The sequence below is a fragment of the Sorangium sp. So ce590 genome, assembly GCF_051521365.1.
Taxonomy (GTDB): Bacteria; Myxococcota_A; Polyangia; order Polyangiales; family Polyangiaceae; genus Sorangium.
In genome coordinates this window covers 2020644-2046154 of the sequence record NZ_CP150346.1, presented here as the reverse complement: position 1 = coordinate 2046154, position 25511 = coordinate 2020644, and the positions used below count along the sequence as shown (strand labels likewise).

Annotated in this window: 20 protein-coding genes; 13 read left to right on the top strand and 7 right to left on the bottom strand. The window is 70.5% G+C overall.

Annotated features, from left to right (window positions below; genetic code table 11):
* Position 1 precedes the first annotated feature (1 nt).
* Entirely contained in the window at positions 2-1036 is a 1035-nt protein-coding gene (locus WMF28_RS07670; RefSeq protein ID WP_437601446.1) for a CAP domain-containing protein, read from the bottom strand.
* A gap of 895 nt (positions 1037-1931) precedes the next feature.
* Between WMF28_RS07670 and WMF28_RS07665 the strand changes: the two genes are divergently transcribed.
* From WMF28_RS07665 to WMF28_RS07625, 9 genes are all read left to right on the top strand, one after another.
* Positions 1932-2771 (top strand): SDR family oxidoreductase, encoded by an 840-nt coding sequence (locus WMF28_RS07665; protein WP_437601445.1) that lies wholly within the window; start codon positions 1932-1934, stop codon positions 2769-2771.
* 10 nt (positions 2772-2781) lie between these two features.
* Positions 2782-3114: a hypothetical protein gene (locus WMF28_RS07660; protein WP_437601444.1), complete on the top strand. Its 333-nt coding sequence runs from the start codon at positions 2782-2784 to the stop codon at positions 3112-3114.
* The gene (gene mtnA, locus WMF28_RS07655; protein ID WP_437601443.1) at positions 3115-4254 is read left to right on the top strand and encodes an S-methyl-5-thioribose-1-phosphate isomerase; all 1140 of its coding nucleotides are present in this window, start codon (positions 3115-3117) and stop codon (positions 4252-4254) included.
* A 55-nt stretch (positions 4255-4309) separates the two neighbouring features.
* Entirely contained in the window at positions 4310-5449 is a 1140-nt protein-coding gene (gene lipA, locus WMF28_RS07650) for a lipoyl synthase (protein ID WP_437601442.1), read from the top strand.
* 109 nt (positions 5450-5558) lie between these two features.
* The gene (locus WMF28_RS07645) at positions 5559-6128 is read left to right on the top strand and encodes a tellurite resistance TerB family protein (RefSeq protein ID WP_437601441.1); all 570 of its coding nucleotides are present in this window, start codon (positions 5559-5561) and stop codon (positions 6126-6128) included.
* Between the two features lie 195 nt (positions 6129-6323).
* Complete coding sequence (locus tag WMF28_RS07640; RefSeq protein ID WP_437601440.1) at positions 6324-7514, top strand: thiamine pyrophosphate-dependent dehydrogenase E1 component subunit alpha; 1191 nt, start codon at positions 6324-6326, stop codon at positions 7512-7514.
* A gap of 165 nt (positions 7515-7679) precedes the next feature.
* Positions 7680-8654 (top strand): alpha-ketoacid dehydrogenase subunit beta, encoded by a 975-nt coding sequence (locus tag WMF28_RS07635; protein ID WP_437601439.1) that lies wholly within the window; start codon positions 7680-7682, stop codon positions 8652-8654.
* Positions 8655-8657: 3 nt separating this feature from the next.
* Positions 8658-10082, top strand: a complete 1425-nt coding sequence (locus WMF28_RS07630) for a dihydrolipoamide acetyltransferase family protein (protein ID WP_437601438.1) — start codon at positions 8658-8660, stop codon at positions 10080-10082.
* Between the two features lie 715 nt (positions 10083-10797).
* Entirely contained in the window at positions 10798-11715 is a 918-nt protein-coding gene (locus tag WMF28_RS07625) for an ATPase (protein WP_437601437.1), read from the top strand.
* 89 nt (positions 11716-11804) lie between these two features.
* Here WMF28_RS07625 and ltrA read toward each other — a convergent pair whose 3' ends face one another.
* Positions 11805-13142: a group II intron reverse transcriptase/maturase gene (ltrA, locus tag WMF28_RS07620; protein WP_437601436.1), complete on the bottom strand. Its 1338-nt coding sequence runs from the start codon at positions 13140-13142 to the stop codon at positions 11805-11807.
* 933 nt (positions 13143-14075) lie between these two features.
* Between ltrA and WMF28_RS07615 the strand changes: the two genes are divergently transcribed.
* The gene (locus tag WMF28_RS07615; protein ID WP_437601435.1) at positions 14076-14774 is read left to right on the top strand and encodes a pentapeptide repeat-containing protein; all 699 of its coding nucleotides are present in this window, start codon (positions 14076-14078) and stop codon (positions 14772-14774) included.
* A gap of 12 nt (positions 14775-14786) precedes the next feature.
* On the opposite strand, the gene WMF28_RS07610 is transcribed toward WMF28_RS07615, so the two are convergent.
* Positions 14787-15503: an RNA polymerase sigma factor gene (locus WMF28_RS07610; protein WP_437601434.1), complete on the bottom strand. Its 717-nt coding sequence runs from the start codon at positions 15501-15503 to the stop codon at positions 14787-14789.
* 174 nt (positions 15504-15677) lie between these two features.
* Positions 15678-16655: an RNA polymerase sigma factor gene (locus WMF28_RS07605; RefSeq protein WP_437601433.1), complete on the bottom strand. Its 978-nt coding sequence runs from the start codon at positions 16653-16655 to the stop codon at positions 15678-15680.
* A gap of 431 nt (positions 16656-17086) precedes the next feature.
* Here WMF28_RS07605 and WMF28_RS07600 point away from each other — a divergent pair, with 431 nt between their 5' ends.
* The 3 genes from WMF28_RS07600 (at position 17087) to WMF28_RS07590 (ending at position 21432) form a co-directional block, all read left to right on the top strand.
* Positions 17087-18178 (top strand): PEGA domain-containing protein, encoded by a 1092-nt coding sequence (locus WMF28_RS07600; protein WP_437601432.1) that lies wholly within the window; start codon positions 17087-17089, stop codon positions 18176-18178.
* 62 nt (positions 18179-18240) lie between these two features.
* Positions 18241-19821, top strand: a complete 1581-nt coding sequence (locus tag WMF28_RS07595; protein ID WP_437601431.1) for a hypothetical protein — start codon at positions 18241-18243, stop codon at positions 19819-19821.
* 36 nt (positions 19822-19857) lie between these two features.
* On the top strand, positions 19858-21432 hold the full coding sequence (locus WMF28_RS07590; RefSeq protein WP_437601430.1) for a hypothetical protein: 1575 nt from the start codon (positions 19858-19860) through the stop codon (positions 21430-21432).
* A 394-nt stretch (positions 21433-21826) separates the two neighbouring features.
* Here WMF28_RS07590 and WMF28_RS07585 read toward each other — a convergent pair whose 3' ends face one another.
* The 3 genes from WMF28_RS07585 to WMF28_RS07575 all read right to left on the bottom strand — a co-directional run bounded on the left by WMF28_RS07585 (position 21827) and on the right by WMF28_RS07575 (position 24194).
* A complete protein-coding gene (locus WMF28_RS07585; protein WP_437601429.1) occupies positions 21827-22207 on the bottom strand; it encodes a hypothetical protein in 381 nt (126 codons plus the stop codon).
* Positions 22208-22212: 5 nt separating this feature from the next.
* Positions 22213-22452: a hypothetical protein gene (locus WMF28_RS07580; protein ID WP_437488117.1), complete on the bottom strand. Its 240-nt coding sequence runs from the start codon at positions 22450-22452 to the stop codon at positions 22213-22215.
* A gap of 356 nt (positions 22453-22808) precedes the next feature.
* Positions 22809-24194 (bottom strand): hypothetical protein, encoded by a 1386-nt coding sequence (locus tag WMF28_RS07575; RefSeq protein WP_437601428.1) that lies wholly within the window; start codon positions 24192-24194, stop codon positions 22809-22811.
* Between the last annotated feature and the right edge of the window lie 1317 nt (positions 24195-25511).

Below are 25511 nucleotides of genomic sequence, written 5' to 3'. Positions count from 1 at the left end.
GCTAGTTGCAGCTCGCGTCCGAGGCGCCGCCGAACACCGTGGTCCAGTAGGACCCGTAGGTCCCGCCTCCGGTCGCCCGCCCGATGCCGATGACCTTGTAGGCAGACCCGAGCATGTTCTTGTTGTGGCCGTCCGAGTTCTTCCACTGATCGAACGTCCTCTGCGCCGTCGAGTTGCCGGCGGCGATGTTCTCGGCCATGGCGGTCCTGTCGGCGGACGCATAACAGGCGTTGGCCGCGCGGGCCCACGGCGACCGGCCGTCCTGGCTCGTGTGGTCGAAGTAGTTGCGATCGCGCATGTCCTCGCTGTGGCCCTGGGCGGCGCGGCTCAGCGCGGTGCAGCCCGAGAGCGCCCCGAGGCCTCTCTCGGCGCGATACTGGTTGATGATGGAAAGAAACGCCTGCTCCTCGGTATCGAGCGTCGTCGTGCTGGGCCCGGCGCCGCTGCACGTCGAGCACGCGCCGCAGTCGCTCGAGCAGCTCGAGCAGTCCTCGCCCGCGCCGCAAACCCCGTTCCCGCAAACCTCGCCGCCCGTCGAGCCGCCCTCGCCCGTCGAGCCGCCCTCGCCCGTCGAGCCGCCCTCGCCCGTCGAGCCGCCCTCGCCCGTCGAGCCGCCCTCGCCGCCGTCCGGCTCCGAAGGGGCGCACGCGACCTGAACGTTCATCCTCTTCGTGGTCCGCCTGCACGGATCGCCGAAGGTCGCGTTGTTCGCCTTCACGGTGCAGCTCGACTGCCCGAGGCACGCGCGCTCCACCACCGCCTTCGACGTCGACGCGTTGCACGAGGTCGCGCGGAAGCTGCCGCAGACCCCGCGAGGTGTGCCATAGCTCGCGAACTCGACCGCCGTGATGACCTCCCCGGCCGGACACGAGAGCGAGATGTCCGCGCCCTCCCGAGCGGTATCGCAGACCGCCCCCTCGACCGGCTCGGAGGCCTCGTCGGACTGCTCCTGCTCGACCTCGGTCGAGCCGAGACAGCCGACCACAGAACAGCCAGCGATGAAGGCGAGGACAAGCGTCCGGTGCAAAGCGCTCATATGCATGCTCCTTGTCTGTAAGTCCGTCTGAGCTCGGCCCGCCCCGGCACCGCGGCTCGCGCCAGCAGGTACGCCGGGGCACGCGACGCCTCGACGGGCCACCCCAGTACAGCGTTATTCAGGGGGCGAAGTCGCGCTCAGCGCGTTCCCACGCAGCGCAGCGCCTCCCTTCGATTCGCTGATAACACGGTGTCACCTGACCGCTGGCATGTCCAGATGCGAAACACTCCCATGCGCCTGATTTGCCGCTGGATCACTGAATCTTTTCATGACCCGTGGAACCGGCCCTCGCAGGGCTCGATGAGGCGGGATTTCTTCAACAAGCCCGGTGTACGACATGGCGCCAGATGGACACCCCATCTCCTTTGAGCCGAAGGGTGGGTTTCCGTATGCCGAGCGGAGACCAGGGCCAGCGCTCTGTCGATGCCGGAAATATCGTGTCCACGAGACCACGACTGACCTGCTCGACAGCCGGCGCCTCCAGCGCTCGACGCTCGACTCGAACGGCCTTGTCGGGGCCGCGCGCCCGCCATCGTGGCCTGTCGGGGCGCTGGGCTGAGCCAGGATCCGTCGGCGGTCGCTCGTCCGCTGGAGGTCTCCTCTGGCGCTCGGAGTGCTCGTGCCGGGCGAGCTGCGCACGTCAGACGTTGAAAGCCCCCTGACATCTGGAGGCGCCCCCCTTCATCGCGGTGTCACAGCGCGCCCATGAGGGCCCTCGCCCGCACCCGTCCACGGCAGAGCCCGCCTCGCGCCTCAGTGCCGCTCGAGACGGCACACGCGACGCGAACGAGGCGAACGACGCGAACGACGCGAACGACGCGAACGATGAAAAGACCGCCCGATCGCGCGCCGAGGGGCCGCACACTCGCCGGCTCCTGTGCTATGACCGCCCTCCATGCGCCTCAAGGACCGCGTTGTCTTCATCACCGGAGCTTCCCGCGGGATCGGCCGGACCATCGCCCTCGCCTGCGCGCGGGAAGGTGCGGATATCGTCGTCGCCGCGAAGACGGACGTCGCCGAGAACCCGCGCCTCCCGGGCACGATCCACGACGTCGCCCGCGAGGTCGAGCAGCTCGGCCGCCGCGCGCTGCCCATCAAGCTCGATGTGCGCGACGACGAGGCCTCGAGGGGCGCCGTCGCCGCGGCGGTCGAGCGCTTCGGGCGCGTCGACGCGCTCATCAACAACGCGGGCGCGCTCTGGTGGGCCGACGTCGTGGACACCCCCATGAAGAAGTTCGACCTCATCATGGGCATCAACGTGCGCGCGTCGTTCGCCCTCTCGCAGGCCGTCCTCCCCCACATGATCGCGCAGAAGTACGGCCATATCCTCATGATGTCGCCCCCCGTCGAGGCCGACGCCTGCGCCCACCACGGCGCCTATGCGGTCTCGAAGTTCGGCATGACGATGATCGCCCACGCGATCGCCGGCGAGTACGCCGAGCACAACATCACGGCCCACGCCCTCTGGCCCGCGACCGCGATCGAGAGCTTCGCCACCATGAACTTCGGCCTCGGCGGGCCGGAGCTCTGGCGCAAGGCCGACATCCTCGCCGACGCGACGCTCGCGCTGCTCTCGCGCGAGCCGTCGGCCCGGCGCGGCAAGGCGTGGATCGACGAGGCCCTCCTCCGCGAGGAGGGCGTCACCGATTTCTCCAGGTACCAGTGCGTGCCCGGCGTCGAGCCGCCGCACTTCCCCTTCAGCGCGATCCCCAAGGCGACAACCACCACCAGATGAGGCGCGACGCGTGAGCGGCGAGGACGACAAGGAGACGCGCCCCGGTGGCGGCGGCGGGATCGATCCCGGGCCCGAGCTCACCGCGGTCTTCGACGACCTCGAGACGCTGCTCAAGAACGGCGACGTGATCGCCGCGCTCACGTCGCGCGGGATCAACGGGAGCCTCGCGCTGCTCGCCGCCGACGCGCTCCGCGCCTACCTCGCGGGCCGCAAGGCCGAGGCGGCCGAGGACTTCGCCACCGTCGCCGAGGAGATCCGCGGCCGGCTCGCCGCGAGCGCCGAGGGGACGGGGACGGACGCAGGATCGCAGGGGGAGCCGTCACGCTCGAACGGGAGGCGCTGAATGAGCACGAGCTTCGAATCAGAACAGACGTCGCAGCAGGGGGGCGACGGCGCGCGGCCGACGCCGCCGTGGGCGCCGGCCGCGGCCATCTCCGGCGCGGACTACTCGGCCGTCGAGCTCGCGCAGAGCGACGACCGCGTGTTCCTCCTCGAGCAGCGCGAGCTGCCCGAGCGCGAGCGCTACCTGACCCTCGCCGACGCCGCCGGCGTCGCCGAGGCCATCCGGACGATGGCGATCCGCGGCGCCCCGGCGATCGGCATCGCCGCCGCGTACGGGATGGCGCTCGCCGCGCGCGCCGCCCGGGGCGAGGGCGCCACCGGCTACCTCGCCGCCATGCGCGCCACGGCGGAGCTCCTCGCCTCCGCCCGGCCCACCGCCGTGAACCTCGGGTGGGCCGTGCGGCGCATGCTCGCCGAGGCCCTGCAGCACGCGGGGCGCCGCGGGGAGGAGCGCGCGCGGGAGCTCGCCGCGCTCGCGCGCGAGATCCACCGGGAAGACGTCGCCGCCTGCCACCAGATGGGCCGCGCCGGCGCCGCCCGCCTGCCCGAGTCGGGCACGGTCCTCACGCACTGCAACGCCGGCGCGCTCGCGACCGGCGGCTACGGCACGGCGCTCGGCATCATCCGCGCCGCCATCGCCGAGGGCAAGAACATCGGCGTGCTCGCGTGCGAGACCCGCCCGTACCTCCAGGGCGCCCGCCTCACGGCCTGGGAGCTCCAGCGCGACGGCATCCCCGTCGAGGTGATCGCCGACTCGATGGCCGCGTGGTTCATGCAGAAGGGCGAGATCGGCGCCGTCGTCGTCGGGGCCGACCGCATCGCGCGGAACGGCGACGTCGCGAACAAGATCGGCACCTACGGCCTCGCCTGCCTGGCGCGCCACCACGGCGTCCCGTTCTACGTGGCCGCCCCGTGGAGCACGCTCGACCTCGCGACCGACACCGGCGCGTCGATCCCGATCGAGGAGCGGAGCCGCGACGAGGTCGCCGTCGTCGGCGGTCGCCGCATCATCCCGGCCGGGGTGCCCGTCCGCCACCCCGCCTTCGACGTCACCCCCGCGGAGCTCGTCACCGCCATCTTCACCGAGCGCGGCAAGCTGACGTCGCGCGAGATCAGCCGCTCCGTGCCGCCGGCCGGCTGACGCCGTCCGCCTCCCCCCTCGCCCCCACCCGCCGCATGGGCTAAGGACACCCCTGATGGCGCAGCTCTCGCCCAAGCCTGAATGGCTCAAGGTCCGCGCTCCTGGAGGCGACACCTACCACCACCTCAAGGAGACGTTCCGCAAGCTCGATCTCCACACGGTCTGCGAGGAGGCGCGCTGCCCGAACGTCGGCGAGTGCTGGCGCGAGGGGACGGCGACGGTGATGCTCCTCGGCGACGTGTGCACGCGCGGCTGCCGCTTCTGCGCGGTCACGACCGGCGACCCGCGCGGCGCGGTCGACGTGCGCGAGCCGGAGCACGTGGCCCGCGCCATCGCCCAGCTCTCGCTCCAGTACGTCGTGATGACGATGGTCAACCGCGACGACCTGCTCGACGGCGGCGCCGATCACGTCGCCCGCACGGTGAGCCGCCTGCACGCGCTCCGCCCCGACCTGCTCATCGAGACGCTGGTCGGCGACTTCCAGGGCCACATGAGCGCCGTCGACGCGGTCGTCGACGCCGGGCCCGACGTCTTCGCCCACAACGTGGAGGTCGTCCGCCGCATCACGCGCGCCATCCGCGACGTCCGGTCGAGCTACGACCAGTCGCTCGCCGTGCTCCGGCGCGCGAAGGACCGCCAGCGGCGCATGGCCGCGGACGCGGTCGAGCGCGGCGCGCCGGCGCCGCGGCGGCTCACGAAGAGCTCGATCATGGTCGGCATCGGCGAGACCGACGACGAGGTGCTGGAGGCGCTCCGCGACCTGCGCGCGGCGGGGGTCGACATCGTGACCCTCGGCCAGTACCTGCGCCCCTCGTCGAAGCACGCGCCCGTGCAGCGCTTCGTCGAGCCGGACACGTTCGCCGCGTTCGCGCGGGCGGCGCTCGAGATGGGCTTCCTCTACGCCGCCAGCGCGCCGCTCGTGCGGTCGAGCTACAAGGCCGCCGAGGTCTTCGTCCGCAGCCTCATCGACCGCGACCCGGCGGAGCTGTCCGCCGGCGCCCCGGCGGGCGCGGCCCCCGCGGGCGCGGCGCACGTCGAGGCGCTCCTGGAGGAGCGGCTCGCCGTGGCGCGCCGCGAGGCCGCCCGCCTCTCTGCAGAGCTCGCGCCCGACGAGCCCTTCCCCCCCGACGGCCCGGCGGCGGCGTCGGCCAGCCCCGCGCAGCTCGTCCCCGCGGCCTCTCTCGTCCGCAGGTAGCGCCGCCCCGCCCCCCGGCGCGCCGCCGCCGCGCCGGCCACCGCAAGCGCCTTGACGCTCCCCGGCGATTGGCCGAGCGTGGAAGACGGCAGGAGGGCCAGAGACCACGATGTCCGCTCCCATCGACAGGCGCCCCCGCGGCATCGCTCCCGGCGCCCCGCGCATCGGCACACAGACGCCCCGCGCGCGCGTGGCATCCATCCTCTCCCAGGCCGCGCGGGCCTACAGCGCGCGACCTCCGATCGAGGACATCACGATGCCCACCGGCTTCGATCCGGCCGCGGTGGCGCTCTTCGAGACGATCATCGAGGCCGCGTTCCTCGTCGCGAACGCCGACGGCCACTTCGACGAGGCGGAGCGCAGGCGCTTCCAGGCGATCGTCGTGGACGCTTGCCAGAACCTCGTCCACGAAAAGCAGCTCGAGGCGCTGCTCGCCGACCTCGGCGAGATGCTCGCCGAGGACGGGATGGAGAAGCGCATCACCATGGTCGCCCGCACGATCGGGCGGACCGAGCATCAGCGCGAGGTGCTCCGCGTGGCGGCGTTCATGGCGACCGCGTCAGGCAGCGTGAACGCGCACGAGCACGGCGTGCTCGTGCAGCTCGCGCGCGGGTTCAAGCTCGACGTGGCCGCGGTCGACGAGGCGCTCGCGCAGGCGGCCGAGCCCGGCAACGTCTAGCCGGGACATCCGCGCCACGGTGTGCGGTGTGCGACGCGCGACGAGATCGCACGCCGGGTTCGACCTCGCCGCGGCGAGTCAAGCCTGCGACGAGATCGCTGCGACGAGTCAACGGCGCGCGTGAAGTGAATGAGCGAACGACGCGTCTCGGCACTGGTCTCGGGCAGCGCCTTTGATTAGTGTCCCCGCGAGCCGATGAGCACCGCGACGTACTCCACCGACCGCCCGCCCAACGTCTCAGGGGCAAGCCTGGAGCCGCAGGCTGCCGTCGCCCGGCACCCGCTCGACACGTGTGCCGACGACGTGATCAAGGTCCTGCGCGACGACGGCTCGCTCGATCCCGCGCACGATCCGCAGCTCGCCCCGTCGGAGGTGACCACCCTCTACAAGACCATGGTGCGGATGCGCCAGCTCGACGAGCGCCTCGTGGCGCTGCAGCGGCAGGGGCGCATCGGGTTCCACATCGGCTCGCTCGGCGAGGAGGCGGCGGTCCTCGGCAGCGTCTCCGCGACGCGGCCCCAGGACTGGGTGTTCCCGTGCTACCGCGAGTTCGGCGCCGCGCTCTGGCGGGGGCTGCCGCTCCAGCGGTACATCGACAACATGTTCGGCAACGCGAACGACACGGTGAAGGGGCGGCAGATGCCGGACCACTACACCTACCGCGAGGGGCACTTCGGCTCGGTGAGCTCGCCCATCGGCACGCAGATCACGCAGGCCGTCGGCTTCGCGTGGGCCGCGAAGCTGAGGCGCGACGAGCTCGCCACGCTCGTGTACTTCGGCGACGGCGCGACGAGCTCGTCCGACTTCCACAGCGCCCTGAACTTCGCGGGCGTGTTCAAGGTGCCGGTCGTCTTCTTCTGCCGCAACAACGGCTGGGCGATCAGCGTGCCGACCGAGCGCCAGACGTCGAGCAACACGTTCGCGTGCAAGGGCGTCGCGTACGGCGTCCCCGGGGTGCGGGTCGACGGCAACGACCTGTTCGCGGTGGTGAAGGTGGCGCGCGACGCGATCGCGCGCGCCGCGCGCGGCGAGGGCGCGACGCTCATCGAGGCGATGACGTACCGCCTGTCGGGCCACTCGACGAGCGACGATCCCAAGGCGTACCGCCCCGACGCGTGGCTCGACCCGTGGCGCCGGCTCGACCCGATCGAGCGGCTGCGGCGGCACCTCGAGCGCGCCCAGGGCTGGACCGAGGCGCAGGATCGCGAGATCGAGGCGGCGGTCGACGCGGAGGTCAAGGCCTGCATCGCGGTCTCGGAGAAGGTGGCGCCGCCGTCGCTCGACTCGATGTTCGAGGACGTCTATGCGGAGCCGCCCTGGCACCTCGTCGAGCAGCGGGAGCAGCTCAAGGCGGGCCCGAGGCCCAAGGGCCACGGCGGCCGCTAGGCCGCGCGGGCGCGGCGTGGACGGCGTTCTCGGCGGGGCGGCTCGCCGGGCAGCGCCGACGGCCGGGGTGGCGCCGCCGCCCGCGCTCGACGGGGTCCCCAGGGGAGCGGGGGCGCCTGTGAGGTTGCACTCCCACCTTCTGGCCGAGAGACGGAGACGAAGAGCATGCCTCAGATGAACATGGTCCAGGCGATCAACGACGCGCTACGCCACGAGATGCGGCGGGACTCGCGGGTCGTCGTGCTCGGCGAGGATGTCGGCAAGGTCGGCGGGGTGTTCCGCGTGACCCAGGGCCTGTTCGACGAGTTCGGGGACGATCGGGTGATCGACACGCCGCTCTCGGAGAACGGGATCGTGGGGGCGGCGATCGGGATGGCGCTCTACGGGCTCGTGCCGATCCCGGAGATCCAGTTCGCCGATTTCATCTATCCCGCGTACGACCAGATCGTGTCCGAGCTGGCGAAGTATCGCTACCGCTCGGGCGGCGAGTACCCGTCGAAGCTCGTCATCCGCACGCCGGTGGGCGGCGGCATCCGCGGCGGGCACTACCACTCGCAGTCGCCCGAGGCGCAGTTCATCCACGTGCCGGGCCTGAAGGTCGTGTGCCCGTCGAACCCGGCCGACGCGAAGGGGCTCCTGCTCTCGTCGATCCGGGATCCCGATCCAGTGCTGTTCTTCGAGCCGAAGCGCATCTACCGCGCGGCGAAGGGGGACGTCCCCGAGGGCGACTACACGGTCCCGCTCGGCCAGGCGAAGGTGGTCCGGCCGGGCTGGCACGTGACGCTCGTGGTCTGGGGGGCGATGCTCTACGAGGCGCTCGACGCGGCGAACCAGGCGGCCGCGCAGGGCATCGAGTGCGAGGTGATCGACCTGCGGACGCTGTGGCCGCTCGACATCGACACGGTGATCGAGTCGGTGAGGCGGACGGGCCGGTTCATCGTTGTGCACGAGGCGCCGAAGAGCTGCGGCCTCGGGGCCGAGCTCGTCGCGCTGGTCAACGAGAAGGCGTTCCTCCACCTGGAGGCGCCGCCGCTCAGGATCACGGGCTTCGACACGCCCTTCCCCTACACCCTCGAGAACGAGTACCTCCCGCTCTCGCATCGTATCCTTCCGGCGATCCTCGAGACAGCGAGGTACTGACGCATGGGCAAGTACGAGTTCAGGCTTCCGGACATCGGCGAGGGTGTCACGGAGGGGGAGATCGTGAGCTGGCTTGTGTCGCCGGGCGACGTGGTCGCCGAGGACCAGCCGATGGTCGAGGTGATGACCGACAAGGCGACGGTGACGATCACGTCGCCGCGCTCGGGCCGGATCGTGGAGACGCGGGGCGATGTGGGCGGGGTGGTCCCGGTCCACTCGGTGCTCGTCGTGTTCGACCTCGACGACCGCTCGGTCGCCGCGTCGCCCGCGTCGCCCGCGTCGGGGACGGGGATGCGGCAATCCGCGGCGAACACGGGCCCCGCGGAGCCCGCGGCGACGGCGGTCGGCGACATCAAGGAGGACCTGCCGGGGATGAACCTCGTGGCGCCGGCGCGACCCGCGTGGACGAACGGCAGCCTGGGCGCCGGCGAGGCCGCCTACTTCAACGACAAGCCGCTCGCGACGCCGGCGACGCGCAAGCTGGCGCGCGATCTCGGGGTCGACCTGCGGCGCGTGCCGCCGACCGGCCCGGGGGGCCGCGTGACGAAGGACGACGTGCGGGCGCTGGAGGCGCCCGAGGGGGCCGAGGCGACGCCGGTGCTGTCCGAGGTGGCGCCGAGGCGGCTGGCGGGCGCGGCGGCCGAGCTGCTCGAAGAAGAAGAGGACCGCGGGCGCGGGGCGGTCCGGCGCGAGGGGGAGCGCGGCCGCGGGCTGCCGGCGGCGCCGGGCGACGAGCGCATCCCGCTGCGCGGCGTGCGCAAGCGGATCTTCGAGGGGATGTCGCGGTCGAAGCACACGGCGGCGCACTTCACCTTCGTCGAGGAGTGCGACGTCTCGGCGCTGAAGGAGCGCCGCGCGCGCCTGCGCCCGCTGGCCGAGAAGGAGGGCGTCAAGCTGACCTTCCTGCCCTTCTTCGTGAAGGCCGTGGTCGCCGCGCTCAAGAGGCACCCGACGCTGAACAGCGCGTTCGACGAGGCGACGCAGGAGATCGTCGTCCGGAAGAGCTACCATATCGGCATCGCCTCCGCGACCGAGGCCGGGCTCATCGTGCCTGTCGTGCGCGACGCGGATCGCCGGAGCGTCCTCGGGATCGCGAAGGAGATCGCGCGGCTCGGCGAGGACACGAAGTCGGGGCGGGTCAAGCCGGAGGATCTCGGCGGCTCGACGTTCACGATCACGTCGCTCGGCCAGCAAGGGGGGCTGTTCGCGACGCCGATCCTGAACTTCCCCGAGGTCGCGATCCTCGGGATCCACCAGATGAAGCAGAAGCCGGTGGTGCGCGACGGGCAGATCGTGATCGGCGAGGTGATGCTGCTGTCGCTGTCGTTCGACCACCGGATCATCGATGGTCACGTGGGGGCGGCGTTTGCCTACGAGATCATCGGGTATCTGGAGGATCCGGATCGGCTCTTCCTCGAGATGAGCTGAGCTGAGCGAGAGGCCCGGCCGCCGGACCTGGGCTCGGTCGCGGCGGCGGGCGCCACGACCTGCGCCGCGCCGTCGCGCTCCTGCGCGGCCCAGGCGCGCTCCTGCGCGGCCCCCGCACCCTCCTGCGCAGCCCCGGCGCCCTCCTGCGCGGCCCCCGCACCCGCCTGCGCAGCCCCGGCGCCCTCCTGCGCGGCCCCGGCGCCTCTGCTGCGCAGCCCCCGCGCCCTCCTGCGCGGCCCCGGCGCCTCTGCTGTGCAGCCCCCGCGCCTCCTGCGCGGCCCCGGCGCCCCTGCTGCGCGGCCCCGGCGCGCTCCTGCGCGGCCCCGGCGCCCCTGCTGCGCAGCCCCCGCGCCCTCCTGCGCGGCCCCGGCACCCCTGCTGCGCAGCCCCATGGGTGTCCTGTGTCACAATCGCTTGGCTCCTGCGCGGCCCCGGCACCGTCCTGCCCGCCCCTGTGGGCGTCGTGAGCAGCCCTGGTTCGACGCCTGCGCACCGCCGCCACCCCTGCTGCGCCGCCCCAGGCACGCATCGGCGTGAACTGCGCAACATTTTCCCCTCCTGCGCCCCCTCCGCGGGAACCACGGAGCTGCTTGCGACGTGAGCACCGCGCTCTCCTTTTCTGGCCAGAGCTCCTGGTGTGCCGATACGCTTGTCGGATCATCCGCCCTTCCGTCCAGAGGGGCGCTGACCCCCGACAAGGAGGCGACGTTTCATCATGGCACCGAAGGCACCCATCCCCGCGTCCTCCGCGACCAGGAAGGCCCCCCGGAAGCGCGCTTCGAGCGACTCGGACGGCGCACCGCCGCCGTCCCGCGGCGCGGCGGCGTACACGCTGAGCGCGGCTCGAGAGGCCGAGCTGCTCCGAGAGGCGGAGTCGCTCGGCGAGAACACGCTCTTGTTCCCGGGCAAGCTCGCTCGACGCGTCATCTGGTCGAGCCGCATTCTGCTCGCCGCCGAGCGCGACGCGGTGGATCTCGTGCGGACCCCGTTCCCCGAGGACGAGCCCCCGATCACGCGCGAGGACCTCCACACGTTCCGGGACAAGATCGAGCTCCTGCGCGTCACGCAATCGCGCTGGCAAGCCGCACAGCGGCGCCGGGAGCGGGCCATCGCGGCGTTCGAGAAGCCGGCCACCGAGGCTGCAGCGCTCCGGCGAACGCTCCTCCGCTTCTTCGCTCTTCGTTTCAAGAAGAGCCCGGAGGGTCAAAAGCGACTCGCGGCGATCCGCGCGGGCAGCGGCGATGCGGATCTCGTGCAGGACGTCTCCGACCTCCTCGTGCTCTGCGCGGAGCACGCGGAGGCCCTCCGGGAGGCGCCTCGCGGCGAGGCCGCCGCCGCGGCCCGCCTCCGAGAGCTCTCGCCGCTGCTCACGCGCGTGCTCGCCGACAAGACGTTCACTCCCGAGGCGCAACGCGCGCGCAAGGTCCGCGACGCCGCGTACACGCTCGTCGTGACCGCGGAGCGGAGGCTGCGCGCCGCCGCCGAATACTGGTTTGCCGGAACCGACAAGATGAGGGACTATGCGCCGTTCCCCGTCACCCGAGGCGCATCCGCCGGCGGCAAGGAGGCGGGCGACGTCGACGCGGAGGAAGGCGGCGCGCCGGAGGAGGTCGAGCCGTCGGCGGCGACCTAGTCGGGTAGACCGGGGTCGACTGCCCCCCGGCCCCCCACAGATCCGGACGTGCGGAATTCCCGCATCCGGCTCTTCGGGACACGGGTTCGCTACGAGCGTGCAGGAGCGGGGTGCCTGATGCGCGGCCGCGGAAGGGGATACCTCTCCAGCAGCCGGTGCATCCGCTCCCAGGTCATCTTGGCGTTCTGCGAGCGGCGATCGAGCCACTTGCGCCACACCGCCACAACCTCCCAGGCGAAGCGACGGAGCGCCTCCGAGTTCCCGGTGATCCCGTAGTACTCGTAGTGACCCCGCAGCTTCATGGCCAGGCTCCCCTGCTGGCTGCTCAGCTCATCGTGCATGAGGTCCCTGCACCACTCCGCCACGCGCCGCAGCGCGCGGCTGAAGCGGTCCTTGGCGGTCCTGCGTTTGATCGCCCAGTTGCCTCGCCGCGACCTGCCCCAGTGATGCATGAAGCCGAGCAGATCGAACGTCGACGGCCACATCGGCGACGCCCCGCCGCTCGGCGGGGGTCTCTTCGGCGGCCGCTGGAACGGCAACAGGCGCGTCTTGTCCGGGTGCAGGCTCAGCCCGTACTTGCCGAATCTCTTCGGTAGCACGGCCATCACCCGGCGCGCGTCTTCTCCCACTTCGAACAGCAGCACCGCGTCGTCCGCGTAGCGGATGAGGTGTACCCTGCCTCGAAGCCGGGGTCGGACGTCGCGCTCGAACCACGTGTCGAGCACCTCGTGCAGGTAGATGTTCGCCAGGATCGGCGAAACCACGCCGCCCTGCGGTGTGCCGGCCTCCGGGTAGCTGAGGCTACCGTCTTCATGCACGCCCGCGTGCAGCCACTTGCTGATGAGACGGAGCAGCACGCCGTCTCGTACCCTGCGGCGCAGCGCATCCATCAGGTGCTGACGGTCCACCGTGTCGAAAAACTTTCGGATGTCGACCTCGATGACCCATCCGCCCGCCATCTCCATCGCCTTGTCCCAGAACGACGCGAGCGCTCGGTGTGCCGAACGGCCGGGCCGGAAACCGTACGAGCAGTCAAGAAAATCCTGCTCAAAGACGGCCTCCAGCACCATGGCCACCGCGCGCTGCCGGATCTTGTCCTCAAAGGTCGGGATGCCGATCGGGCGTGTTTCCCCGTTGCCCTTCGGGATATGGACCCGCCTCACCGGCGGCGCGCGGTACGTGCCCGCCTTGGCTCGTTCCAGCAGCGACCGGAGGTTGTCCTCCAGTTGCTCCGCGTACTGCTCCGCGGTCTGCCGGTCCACGCCGGGCGCGCCGTCCTTGCGCGTTCGCCGGTAGGCTTCGCGCATCCAGTCCAGGTCGATGTGATGGGCGAGCGTCGTCAGCACCATGGTGGGTGCCTGCCGCGCCAGCTCCGCTATTCGTTCGAGTTTCGTGCAGACGGTTTCGGAGCCCGATGTCTCCTTCATCTTTCCCTCCAACGATCCCGTGCCCCGGTGCTCCCCTTCCCTCCACGGGGTCCCTCGGGTTGGTTCCCCCGCTTCCGCGGTACTACGAGTGCACTCCGACTTCCCGTCGCCCCCGCTCCGCTCGCTTGCGCTCCGCTCGGCGGTTCCACCTCTCGGTGGAGGCGGCGGGACCTCCCAGGTTCCTCGGGAAACCCTTGCGTACGTGCCCTGGTCTCTGACCCCGGTGGGTCGCCACGCCAGGCCCTGCGACCGGGGGCTACCCGGGCTCGCTCTTGACGCGACGATGTTGTCTTCCGCTGCGTTCACGGCGTCGACCCCACGACCTCTGATCTTTCGAGGCTCCATCCCACGGCCCGCACGCTCGCTGTCTACGCTTCGCGACGCCGGTCGCCCGGCGCCCCGCAAGACTCGCTTCCGGCTGGTGGGCCAACCTTGCCGGGCGGGACTCTCACCCGCAGGGTTTCTTCGCGAAGTTTCAGCTCATCGCTTCCTCCTCGCCCAGGCTTGGCCTGGCGCACGAACGCCGATCACATTGAAATTCCGCTAAAATCGACTCATGGGAAGAGGACCGCAAGGGCGCAAGGGGCGCAAGGGGGGAGAAGAAGTTAATTCTATCTCTGTTCCCTTGCGCCCCTCGCGCCCTTGCGGTCTCTCGTCTGACTGGGTGCCGTGCCCTTCCAGCGTGCTCCTCGGCGGCTCCGACGGGTGCCACAATCTGTTGAATTTAGCTGAATTTTAACCTGTTCGGCGTTCTAGGCGAGGACGAGGGGGAATCGCCATCGCCGATCGGCCTGAGTCGGATCCACCACGCGTCCTCGGACGCTCACGATGCCCCTGGCTGGGCGGTCACGGGCTACCGTGAGCTACGGTGGCGTTGGAGCGCCTTGACGACCCCCACCAAACGATGACATGATATCTTAAACGTTCAGTGAATTGGAGCAGGGAATGGCCCGACGAGGACGGCTGAACATCGACGATACTCCCAAACCCGGCGCTGGCGGCGGTGGAGGGATCTCTCCAGGGAAACTGGATCCGTTCGAAGGGAAAGACTCATTCGACGGTGAGACGTTCGATGGGCTCACTCTGGAACGAGCGGACCTGAGCGGCCGAGATTTCTGTGATTGTGTGTTCCGGCGTTCGAAGCTCGGCGAGAGCCGCTGGACGCGCACCCGGCTCGAGAACTGCGTGTTCGAGAGCTGCGATTTGACCAAAGCCGACCTCACCATGCTCTCGCTGCGCGGCGTGGCGTTCAACTCGTGCAAATTGATGGGCATCAACTGGACGAACATCACGAAATACCCCGACGTGTCGTTCGAGGATTGCGACATGCGATACGTCATCATGGATTCGCTCGCGCTGCGCAAGACGCGCTTCGAGCGGTGCGCGATCACCGAGTCGGTCTTCGCCGCGACGGACCTCGTCGGGGCCGTGTTCGAGGAGTGCCGCTTCGCGGGGACACGCTTCGAGGATTGCGACCTTGGAAACGCGCAGTTCCCTCGGTCCCAGGATCTGTTCATCGATCCGGCGAAGAACCGCGTGAAGGGCGCCCGCATTCCGCTCGAAGCGGCGATCCTCCTCGCGGCCTCGTTCGGCATGCACGTGCTCGGCTTCACGGAAAAGGACAGCCGATGACGGCCCGAGCGGCTACTCCGCAGCGAGGCGCCTCGCGAGCGCTCCCCGCGCGCCGTGGAGCGCCCTGGTGCGCCATTTGTACGCCGTGCTGAGGGGTATCTCTCTCGTCTCCGCGATCTCCTTCATGGAGATCTCGAAGAGGTCGCGCTGGACCAGCACCGAGCGCAGCTCGAACGGCAGCTCCAGGACGAGTGATCTCAGCACGTTCCGCCGCTCCTCGGCGAGGAGGTGATCGAGGGCCGTCGCGCCGCCGCCGGCCTTGCGCAGCTCCTCCGGATCCGTGATCACCTCGCGCCGGTGAGAGGCCTTCGCGTGGTAGTGCGCGGCCAGGTTCACCGCAATGCCGTTCAGCCACCGCGCCACGGAGCCGCGCGCCGGGTCGTGGCGGCCAAAGCTCGTCCACGCCGCGAGGAACACTTCCTGGCTCAGGTCGTGTCGATCGCGCTCCGGCACGCGGAGCTTCCCCAGCCACCGGTGGACGCGCCGGATCGTCTCCGCCTGAAAGAGGGTGCTGAAGGCGTGCTCACGGCCGATGTCCGCCCCAGGCTTCCCCCCGTCGTACGGAGATCCCGGCGGCACCGTCGTCCGCGGCGCGACGCGAGGCGCGCTGGACGCGACCGGACGAGCCGTCCTGTCGTGCCGCGCCACAGGGGCCGGCTCCTCGGCGAAGCTGCATGATCCGCTGGAATGCACGATCGCCCCTCGCGGCGGCAGCGCAGGAAATTCCATGGCTCGCCTCTCAATGAAACGTGAATGCTCCGTGAGGATCCTCGCTCGCGCGCGGACAAGCCCGCTCACGAGGCGCTCAATCCCCTGCTGGCCGCGGCCACGAACCACGGTTGTGCAGCGCGACCTTCGTCACGAAGGCCGTTTCGCGCTCGGCCGTGGCCTACCGCGCGGCCTTCACCTGAGCCGGTCGAGCAGCGCTTCGCGCTCCGCGGCCAGGCGCCCGCGCGGGAACCTCCGTCCGTGCTCCTCCAGCAGGCGTCGCGCCTCGACGAGCGACACGATGTCACCGGCCTCCACGGCTGTCCGCGCGCGGGCGACCAGATCCCGTTCGCGGGATCCGCCCGCCGGGCGCTGCCTCGCTGGCCGGCCTGCCGGCGCGGCGGGGGCGAGAGAGGCCTTGACCGGCGCTCCGTGCGTCGAGCGGGCGGGCGTGGACGTGGCCTCCGCAGGGTCGCTCGCGGCCTGCGCGCCCGGCGGCGCGATCGCGGTCGAGACCAAAGCAGCCCTGGAGCTCTGGACGGGCCCGGCCGGCTCGGCGTGGCTCGTGACCAGCACGGCGAGCGCCGCCGCAAAGGCGATGACCATCCCGTCCGCCATCGAGCGCGTGGGGCCGTCTCGCCGCTGCCGGCGCCGCGCGAAGAGCCAGGGTGGGAACAGGACCGCGCGCAGCCGGCGAGCGCCGCGGTCTCGGTGCCTCGCTTCCCACCGGGCCGCCGCCTCTTCGAACTCCTCCCAGGCCCGGCGCAGGCGACTTCGCGCGGTCTCCAGCGGGATCTCCTGCTCTCGGGCGACGTCGGCGATCGGCCGCTCCAGGAGCTCGCACGCGATGAAGACCCCGCGGTGCCGCTCGCCGATCTGCTCGATGAGCTGCCGCACCAGCGCCGCCTCCTGGCGCGCGATGGCGTGCTCCTCGGGGCTCGGACGCTCATCGCGGAGCGCCGTCTCGTCAAAGCCCGTGAGCGCCTCCTCGCGTCTGTGCGCTCCCCGGCGGTGATCTCGAGCCGTGTTCAGGACGACACTGTCGCAAAAGGCGCTCGGATTCCTGGCCGATCGGGCCTGCTCTCGCCTCTCCCAGAGGCGCACCATCGCGTCCTGCATGACGTCGTCGATGTCCCGCGAGGGCACCCCGACGTAAGTAACGAGCGATCTCACGCGGGCGGGTAGAGGGCAGGTCGGCGTTGCTCGGTCCACGATCCAGCAGACGATCCGGGCCCGGTCCGAAGGTTCAACAATCGACCGAGCCCCCGGAAGAAGGTGGGACAGACGGCGCCACCGTACGCGTTCGCGAAGAGGGGGAACACGGGGCCGGCGAGGGTTCCTCCCCTCGGATCGCAGCGCTGCCCGCCGGGGGAGCTGCTCCGTTGCTTGGCGACGCCATGGCGGCATTCCTCATTCCGCCCTCCTGAGCCCCCTGGTGGAACCAAGACACAAAGACATTCCTTCATCGATGCTCCAATTCTCTTTCGTTCATCGATCCGGTGACGATTCTGGCCGTCCTGAACGCGGTCGTGAACGAGAATTCCCGGCGGTTCCGGGAAACGGCGCGTTGACAGGGGCCCGCGCGAAAGAGTATTCAGGGTGACGTGCGTCACGCGCTCTGCTCCTTCTTGCCGTGCGTCTTCATGGGAGTCGTCGCGGTGGTGGAGGGCGTGGCGAGCGCAAGCGAGCCGCATGCGGTCTCGGGTCCGCGCGAAACATCGACCCTGGCGAGCTCGCTGCGCCGTGCTCGGCAGGCGCGCGATGCGGGGCGGTGGGTCGAGGCCGCGGCGGCGTACGAGCTTTCGCTGAAGGCGGCCGACGCGGCGTGGACGACCGACGCGGAGCGCGCCGAGATCGCCGCGGAGCTCGGGCTGTGCGAGCTCGCGCTGGGCAGGTATCGAGACGCGGCCGAGCACCTGGCGCAGAGCTTGAGGCACCGTGACGCGCTCCGCAGCGGGCTGGCGGAGCGGGCCGAAGAGGGATTGAAGAAGGCCGAGCGCCGGGTGGTGACGTTCTACCTGGGTGTGAATCCACCGGACGCCGAGGTCCTCGTCGATGGAAAGACGCTGGGTCGCCCGGCGCCGACCTACGAGCTGTTCCTGGAGCCGGGGCACCACACCGTGCGGGCGCGGCTGGATGGCCACGCCGAGGCGCTGGGCGCGTTCGAGGGGCAGGCAGGCAAGGACAGCTCGCTGACGCTGAAGCTGCGCCGCGCGCCGGAGCGCGGCGCGCCGCAGGCGGCCGGCGGCGGCCCGGCGCGGGCGGCGGATCCGGCGGCGCGGCCGGCGGCGCGGTCGGCGGTCCCCGTGACGGAGCTGCGGATCGGGGGCGCGGCGCTGGCGACGGCCGCGCTGGGGGCGGGCGCGGTGCTCCTGCTACGGGCCGATGTGCTCGACGGCAACCTGGCCGAGCGGGACGTGGTGCGCCGCCGGCGAGGCTGGACGTCGACGACCTGCTGGTGGCCGAACGCACCCTCGGCGTGCACGGAGATCCGCAAGGAGGTGGCCGAGCGGGATCTGTTCGCCACGCTCGGCAATGTGGCGCTGGCGACGGGGGCCGTGTTCGGGGTCGCGACGGCGGCGTCGTTCCTCGCGGAGGGATGGCTCCTGGGCGACACGCCGGCCCGTGAGGTCGTCCAGGTGGTCCCGAGCGCGGCGGGAACGCAGGCCGGGCTCGTTCTTCAGGGCGTCTGGTGAGGCGAAGCGGGGCGATGGGGATGCGCGGGACGCGAGGTCGAGGAGCGCTGCGTTCGGTCGCAGTGATCGCGCTCTGTTGCGGGAGCGCCGCGGGGGGCGCCGGGTGTTCCTATGCCGCGGACTGCGCGGCGACCTACAGCTGCGAGCCGCTCCCCGGCGAGACGCCGCCCGTGCTGCCGGCGTCACCGTGCGACGGCGATCCCGCGACGAGCCCGGCGAAGGACGGGTGCGGGGTGTTCGTCGCGCGGCGCGGCGACGACGCAAGCGACGGGACGAGGGAGGCGCCCGTCAGGACGCTGCGGCGCGCGGTGGAGAAGGCCGCGGAGCCCGGGGGGACGCGGCGGGTGTACGCCTGCGCGGAGGATTTCGCGGAGGCGGTCGTGCTGCCGTCGGGGGTCGCGATCTGGGGCGGGCGGGACTGCGCCGCCGAGGCGTGGACCTGGGGCGGCGAGGAGAGCTTCACCGAGATCGCGCCGGCGCCGGAGCGGGTGCCGCTCACCGTGGAGGCGCGCCAGGCGAGCATGACGTCGGCGGTGTTCGGCGTGCGGCTCGTGGCGGCGGACGCGACCCGGCCGAGCGGGTCATCCATCGGGATGATCGTGCGCGAGGGCGCCGCGGTGGAGGTGGTGTCGAGCGAGATCCTGACGGGGAACGGCGCGGATGGGGCGGACGGGGAGAGCGCTCCCCAGGACACGCCGTGGCGGGCGCCGGATGGGGTGGGTGGCCAAAAGGGGGGGGATGGGTGCCGGGCGGGCTGGACCGAGGGCGCTCCGCCGGCGGTGACCGTGTGCGAGGACGGCACGAGGTCCATCGGCGGCGCGGGCGGCGACGGCGACGTCGCTGCGGGCGGCGACGGCGAGCCAGGTGCACCGGCGCCTGGCGTGACACCGGGGTCTGGCTCGGTGGACGATGGTGAAGGGGGAAAAGGCGGGGCGATGACCTGTACGCCCGGCGAGTGGGGCGACGATGGCGAGCCCGGCGCGAACGGGGTCGGTGCCGGGAAGGGAGTGGAGGACCGGCTCAAGTACGGAAGCATCAGCGCGCGCGGCTGGCAGGGGTTCTCGGGACAGGACGGCCAGAACGGACGGATCGGCCAAGGGGGCGGCGGTGGGGGCGGCGTCGGAACGAACGGGCAGTGCCGCCCAGTGGATCCGCAAGGCGGACCGTCCGGCGGCTCGGGCGGGGCCGGCGGCTGCGGAGGGCGCGGTGGCCAAGGCGGTGGCTACGGAGGCGGCAGCTTCGGGATCATCGCGCTGCATGCTCACGTCCTGGTGGACAGGACCGCTATGATCACCGGCGATGGGGGTCGCGGCGGCAACGGGGGGCGGGGGCAAGAGGGTGGCTGGGGCGGGCCAGCGGGCCCCCGTGGAGCTATCGCCCCCGCGGCCTACTTTGCATGCGACGGGGGTTGGGGTGGCGCCGGAGGCAAAGGCGGCCATGGCGGCGGAGGGCTCGGGGGCGTATCCATCACCATCGCGCTCGTGGACAGCAGTGTTCACCTCACGGAGAGCGCCGACTGGGCCTGGGGAGCCTCTGGTGCCGGCGGAGTCGGAGGCGATCCGAACGACGATAACGCCAGAGCGGAGAACGGCCAGACCGCCGTCCTCTGGGAGTTCCCCGAGCTGATTGTGCCGCCCCAATGAGGCCGTTCGCACGGGAATGATCAGGGAGAGAGGATCATGAAGATCACAGCCGCTGCATGGATCGTGCTGCTGTCCTCTCCGGCCGCCCTGGGGTGCGGAGCGGAGCCGTTCGGCCCACCGTGCGCGGAGGGGGGCACCTGCGACCCAGAGCCCGCGGCCTCGGAGGAGGAGTGTCTCGAGGGGCTCGCCGCGCTGCGCGTGCAGGCCGGGTGCGGGGTGTTCGCGAGCCGGTCGTTTGGAGACGACAGCAATCCCGGCACGATGGAGAAACCGGTGAAGACGCTCGCCCGTGCGGTCGCGCTCGCACCGCGTGCTCGCGGGCGGGTGTTCGCCTGCACCGACTCTTACGCCGAGGGCATCACGTTGCGCTCCGGCATCGATCTGTGGGGCGGGTTCGCTTGCTGGTCGAGATGGAGACACTACACGGAAGGGGTGACCAACAAGCCGGCGATCCTCTATTCACCAAACGAGGGGGGTCCCCCGATCACCGTGGTGGCAGCGCAGGACGACGGCGAGGGGGCCACCGACGGCATATCGACGATCGTGGACATGCACGTGCAGCACGAGCGCAGATTGCAGCCGGATCGCTCTTCCATCGCGATGAGGCTCCAGCCGGGCGCGAACGTGGAGGTGCTTCGAAGCGTGATCCAGGCGGACAGGGGAGGAGGAGGCAAGCACGGCGAGGATGCGGTCTACGTTGATCCGCAGCCAGCGTACGGGGAGATCGGAGCGATCGGCAGGGACGCTTGCTCGGGAGCGACCGTGGCCGGCGCGCCCGCCGTGACGACCGTGTGCGGCGACCTGGTGTCGACAGGCGGCAAAGGGGGCGACGGGACCCCGGACCGCGGTGGCGATGCCGAGGACGGCAAGCCACTGCCGGCCCCGAACTCCAGGGACGTAGGCCTGGGCGGCGCCGGCGCGAAAGACGGCGCCCGGTGCGAGGACGGCCGCCGTGGGGGAGACGGCGTGCCGGGCGGGCCCGGCGTAGCCGGCCAGGGTGGACGCCTCACCGAGGCCGGGTGGGAAGGCGTGCCTGGCAGCCAGGGCGGCACGGGAGCGCCTGGCCAGGGGGGCGGCGGGGGCGGCGGCGCGCCGGGCGGCCGGAGCGCCTGCGGCAACGCGGCGCTGGGAGGAGGATCGGGCGGCTCGGGCGGCGGCGGCGGCTGCGGCGGCGCGGGCGGCCGCGGCGGCGGCGCGGGCGGCGCGAGCATCGCGATCTTCGCCCATGCCGGCAGCAAGCTGACGCTGCGGGAAACGCGCGTCATCACGGGCACGGGCGGCGGTGGAGGCCAGGGGGGTCGAGGCCAGTTCGGCGGGCAGGGTGTGCAAGGAGGCCCGCCGGGGCAGGCGCCGGAATTGGGGGGCGAATACGCCTGCCGAGGCGGCTACGGCGGCGGAGGCGGCAAGGGCGGCTACGGCGGCGGGGGCGCCGGCGGGCCCTCGATCGGCATCGCCTATGCCGACGACGAGCAGCTCACCCTGGATCGCGTCACGTTCGAGATCGGCCCAGGGGGCCCGGGTGGCATCGCGGATGTGCTCGACGAGACGCGCGACAAGGCGAACCGAGGCAGCGACGGCTTCGCTGCCGAGACGATGCGCTTCTCGCCGTAGGGTCTGCGCCCGGGATTGCCGCCCCCGACTGCTCCCCTTTGCCCGATCGGGAGCAGCGGAGGACGAGCGAGCTGGGCTTGAGCTTGTTGCGCGCGAGCGGTCATCGTGCAACGAAAGCCATCCAACCGCACCGTCCGCTGTGGCGAGCCGAGTTACGTAAGGTTTACCTCGTACATCGAAGCGACATACCCAGGCGCGATCAGCGTCGTACGCGACAGCACTTCCAATGGACACCGGTGGTGCGATTTGCAAACTCGGCAGCTGTTCCAGCATCTTTTCGCCTTCCACACGCCATCGAAACGCCTTCGCCCACCCAACGATTTGCCGGTCTGCCGCGGTGCGCAGCGCCGTCGGCAGCAGCGGTTTGTTGAGCAGTCTGCTGTTCACGATGATTTCAGACCTTCTCCACCCTGACGCCACGCGGATGCTGGGCGAGCGCGGAGAGATCTCCGAGATCCGAGGTGCGTACGGTTCCGCCTGGCTCCGCGAGCGCGACGACGAGCGCATCGACCGCGGAGCCTCGACGGGCTCGCCTCCGGAGCAGCGCAGCCCGCCGCGCCAGCGGCTCGAAGATCTCCTCCACGATGTCGCACGTCTTGAGAAAGCTGTTCGCCAGGGCGTCACGACCAGGATGCCCTTGCAAGCACTCCACGAGCACGACGGAGGGGACAAAGGGCGGCCACAGGTCCTGCTCGCGAAGCACCAGGATCAGCGCCGCTGCCTGCCGGGATCGCTCGGCCAGACGGGTAACTCCGCCCGAATCGAGAAGCAACACGCCGGTCAGCCCACCTGGCGGGTGGGCTTTCGCGCAACCCGTCGCGCGACGGCGCCAGCGCGAGCGCGCTCGCCTGCGGCAGGCGGCCCGACCTCCGCCACCAGCTCCGCCACGTAGCGGTCTGTCTCGGCGAGCAGATCAAGCCGACGCAGCTCAGCCCGCACCGCCTTTTGCAGCAGCTCCGAGGCCGGAAGACCACGCGCCTTCACAAGCTCATACAAATCGTCGGGGAGGTAGACCTGCATGCGGGGCATACGTCTAACTGTACACCCTCGAAGATCGAGCGCAACGAAGCGGCTCATTGGCGCCATCGCGGCCGGCCCCGGCCGTGAGCGCACGAGCTCGTGCTCGTGCGGGTTCGTGGCCGTCCGGCGCTCAAGAGCAACCGGTCTGCGGTGTCGGGAGCTCGAGAGCACCCCATGCCCGCAGCGGCTTTCTTCAGGGATGCCCTCTGATTACCGGACACCTGCCCAACGGCTCGCCGGTCTGCGGCGCGCAGCGCCGTCGCCAGCAGCGGCTTGTTGGGCGTGTGGCCATCAGCGCTGCGACTCTTGTTCTGATCTACGCCTGTACCGGACGGGAGACACGCGACGGCAGCTCGTCAGGCTCCGCTCGCGTCGAGCGCCTGCAGATCGCGATCTCGGCCAACGTTGATCCGATGCACGAAGTGCTTCAGTGCCAACACGGGATCAATGCCGTCCATGGTTATCGGCGCGAGGGTGGGATAATCGAAGCGCGTCTCTAGTATGCTTTGTCGCGTCGGTCTCCCGATCGATGGATCCAGCGCGATACGAAACGCGCTCAGCTCAACAGTCTGACATGTGGGAAGGTTCAACATCGCTTCGGAGGCGTGACGAAGCGCCAGGCCGGTAACCAGCCGCATGTACTGCTCGCGGATTCGCTTCTCGCTCTTCTCCTTATAGCTGACCTTCCCGCTGGCAAGGAGCTTCGCCTCCGTCGTCGGCACGACGCTTGGCTCTGGAACATCGAGGCTAAGCGAAATTACAGTCGAAGAATGCACGTCGAAGCTTACGTTGCAGGGCGCAGGTAGATCGAGCGGCAGGGTGGCTTCCAGCGCTTCGCGCATGCGGGTCACCTTCCCTTCCTTGAGCTCGCGCAGCGCGTGCAAGCGCTCATCCTCTTCCCGTTTGAACTCCGTGCGTGCCGCCTCGATCTCCGCTTCATGCGCTGCGCGCGCCGTCGCGAGCACCGTCTGCGCTCGCGCCACGTCTTCGCGCGCGAGCGCGTCGAGCGCTTCTTGCAGTCGGTCACGCGCATCTTGCTCCACCGTCTTCTGGAGTGCATCGTGCTGCTGCTTCGCTTGCCTCACCGCCACGAACTGCGTCACGACCACGCCGGCGATTCCGACGAGGAGTGCGTAAGTAGGAATCGACGACCCGTCGACGCCCTGCACGAATGACAGACAGACCCCGCCGATACCAATAATCCCAAGGAGTACCTGCGCTTGCCGGACTCCGCGCGTTTCCGGACGAAAGGAGGCTAGCGCCACCTCCACCTCGTGGTCGGCCTGCTTGCGCAATTTCCGCGCCTTCGCCTCGCTGTTTGGCGGGGTCGGCGCCACGAATGCGTGCGGTTCATAATTTCGACGCTCCGCGAGATCGGCGTAGAGCCGATCGCGATCTTCCACCTCCGGCGCGTCGTTGGCGATGCGATCAATGTCCTGCTCGCGTTCCTGGTGCTCCTCGTACTCCAACCGCCAGGCCCTAATCTGTGCGTCCTTTGCTTCCTGCTTCCGTTGTACCGCGCCATCGCGCTCGGCGGCGATCCGACGACGCTCGGCCTCGCGCTCCGCGCGGACGCGAGACCGGTCCTGCTCGCGCTCGTAGCGAACCATCTCCCGCTCGATGGCGCGGCTCTGCATAGCCTCGGTACGCCTCGTCTGGCGTCGGCCATCGGCGGCGGCTCGATTGGCTGACTTCTCCATCTCCCGCGCGAGCGTTCCGAGAAAACCTGTTCGGCGTCCCATCGGGTCTGCTCTCCTCCGGGCAAGAGCCAAGCCTAGAGCCGCGCAGCTTGTCAAGCGTTCGATTGTCCTCCGTGCTACTTCGAGCCATCGAGAGCGTCGCCTCCCCAGGCATCACCGGCGCCGGTTGCGATCAGGGCGGAAGCCGAGGCGCGATGCTCAGGGTGCGCACTCCAAGGTGCCACGTTTTCGGCCTCTTAGCGTTCTCGTCACCTACTACGCCCAACTATCAGTCGGTTGGTCAACCGAAGCCGCCGGAGCAGGTCTGTCTAGATCGTCGCCTTCTTGTGCCCTCCCCCACGGAAAAATCTCACGGATCCGCGCTGCGTCGCAAGCCCTGTAGCCGGCCATCGTGATCCGTAGAATTTGTCGATCTCCTGAGCCATGAGATCGAGCCGGGCGCGGTGAGGGGGTGGTACGTGTTGATCCAGTACGCCATGTTCGATTCCGTGGCTTGGATCGTGATCAGCAGAGCGCTGACGCCCGTCTGCCCAACGCCTGAATCAAGGCGCGCCGCGAAGCGGCGTCGGCTTGAATGAATTGTTAGGCCGCGGCATGTGCGAACGACTCAAGACGACCGCAACTCTTACAACGGTAAGTGACCACAGGTAGCGCCTTGTTGCCGGATTGAACGGCAGAGAACCGCCAAAGTGAGGTATTGGGAGCGCCGCTCGCCCATTCGGCTTGACTGGTGATGTCGCCGGAACCTCGGTCGAGCATGAAGCCTTTCTCTAGCTCTCCGTCACACCTGATGCATCTATCCATGGTAACCCCGATATGTTTAGAGCGGCCTGACCATCAGTCGACTGGTCAACCGAGGCCGCCGGACCAGGTCTGTCTGGATCGTCACCGTTTGTGACCTCCCCTCACGGAAAATCTCACGGATCGGCGCTGCGCCGCAAGGCCCAGATGCTGTCCAGCGCCATAGGACAGATCCGCCGAACACCGGCGACAACCGCCGTCTTTCCTGGGGGCCGGGGGCGCCTGGAAGGGGCGCGGCGGACGCGCAGCCGGAGGCGCCGTGCCGCGTCGCGCCTGAGTGACACGGCGCGGTCGCCTCATCGTGAGGTTGCCGGACACATCCCGGTCCGTTCACACCCCTGGACCGAAGGGGCCGTCGAGGGGGCTACAGACGGTCAGGCCGCCGCGTTTCAGCACGTGGGTGGAGATCCTCGTCGTGCTCACGTCGCGGCGGCCGAGGAGCTCCGAAAGGCGGCTCTGACCTGGAGAGAAGGCCGAGCGCGCGCACCCCTGTCTCACCCCGCTGGCGAGCGCCCCTGATGTCGGATGACGTCCGCCGTAAGGCCTCTCGCCTTCGCG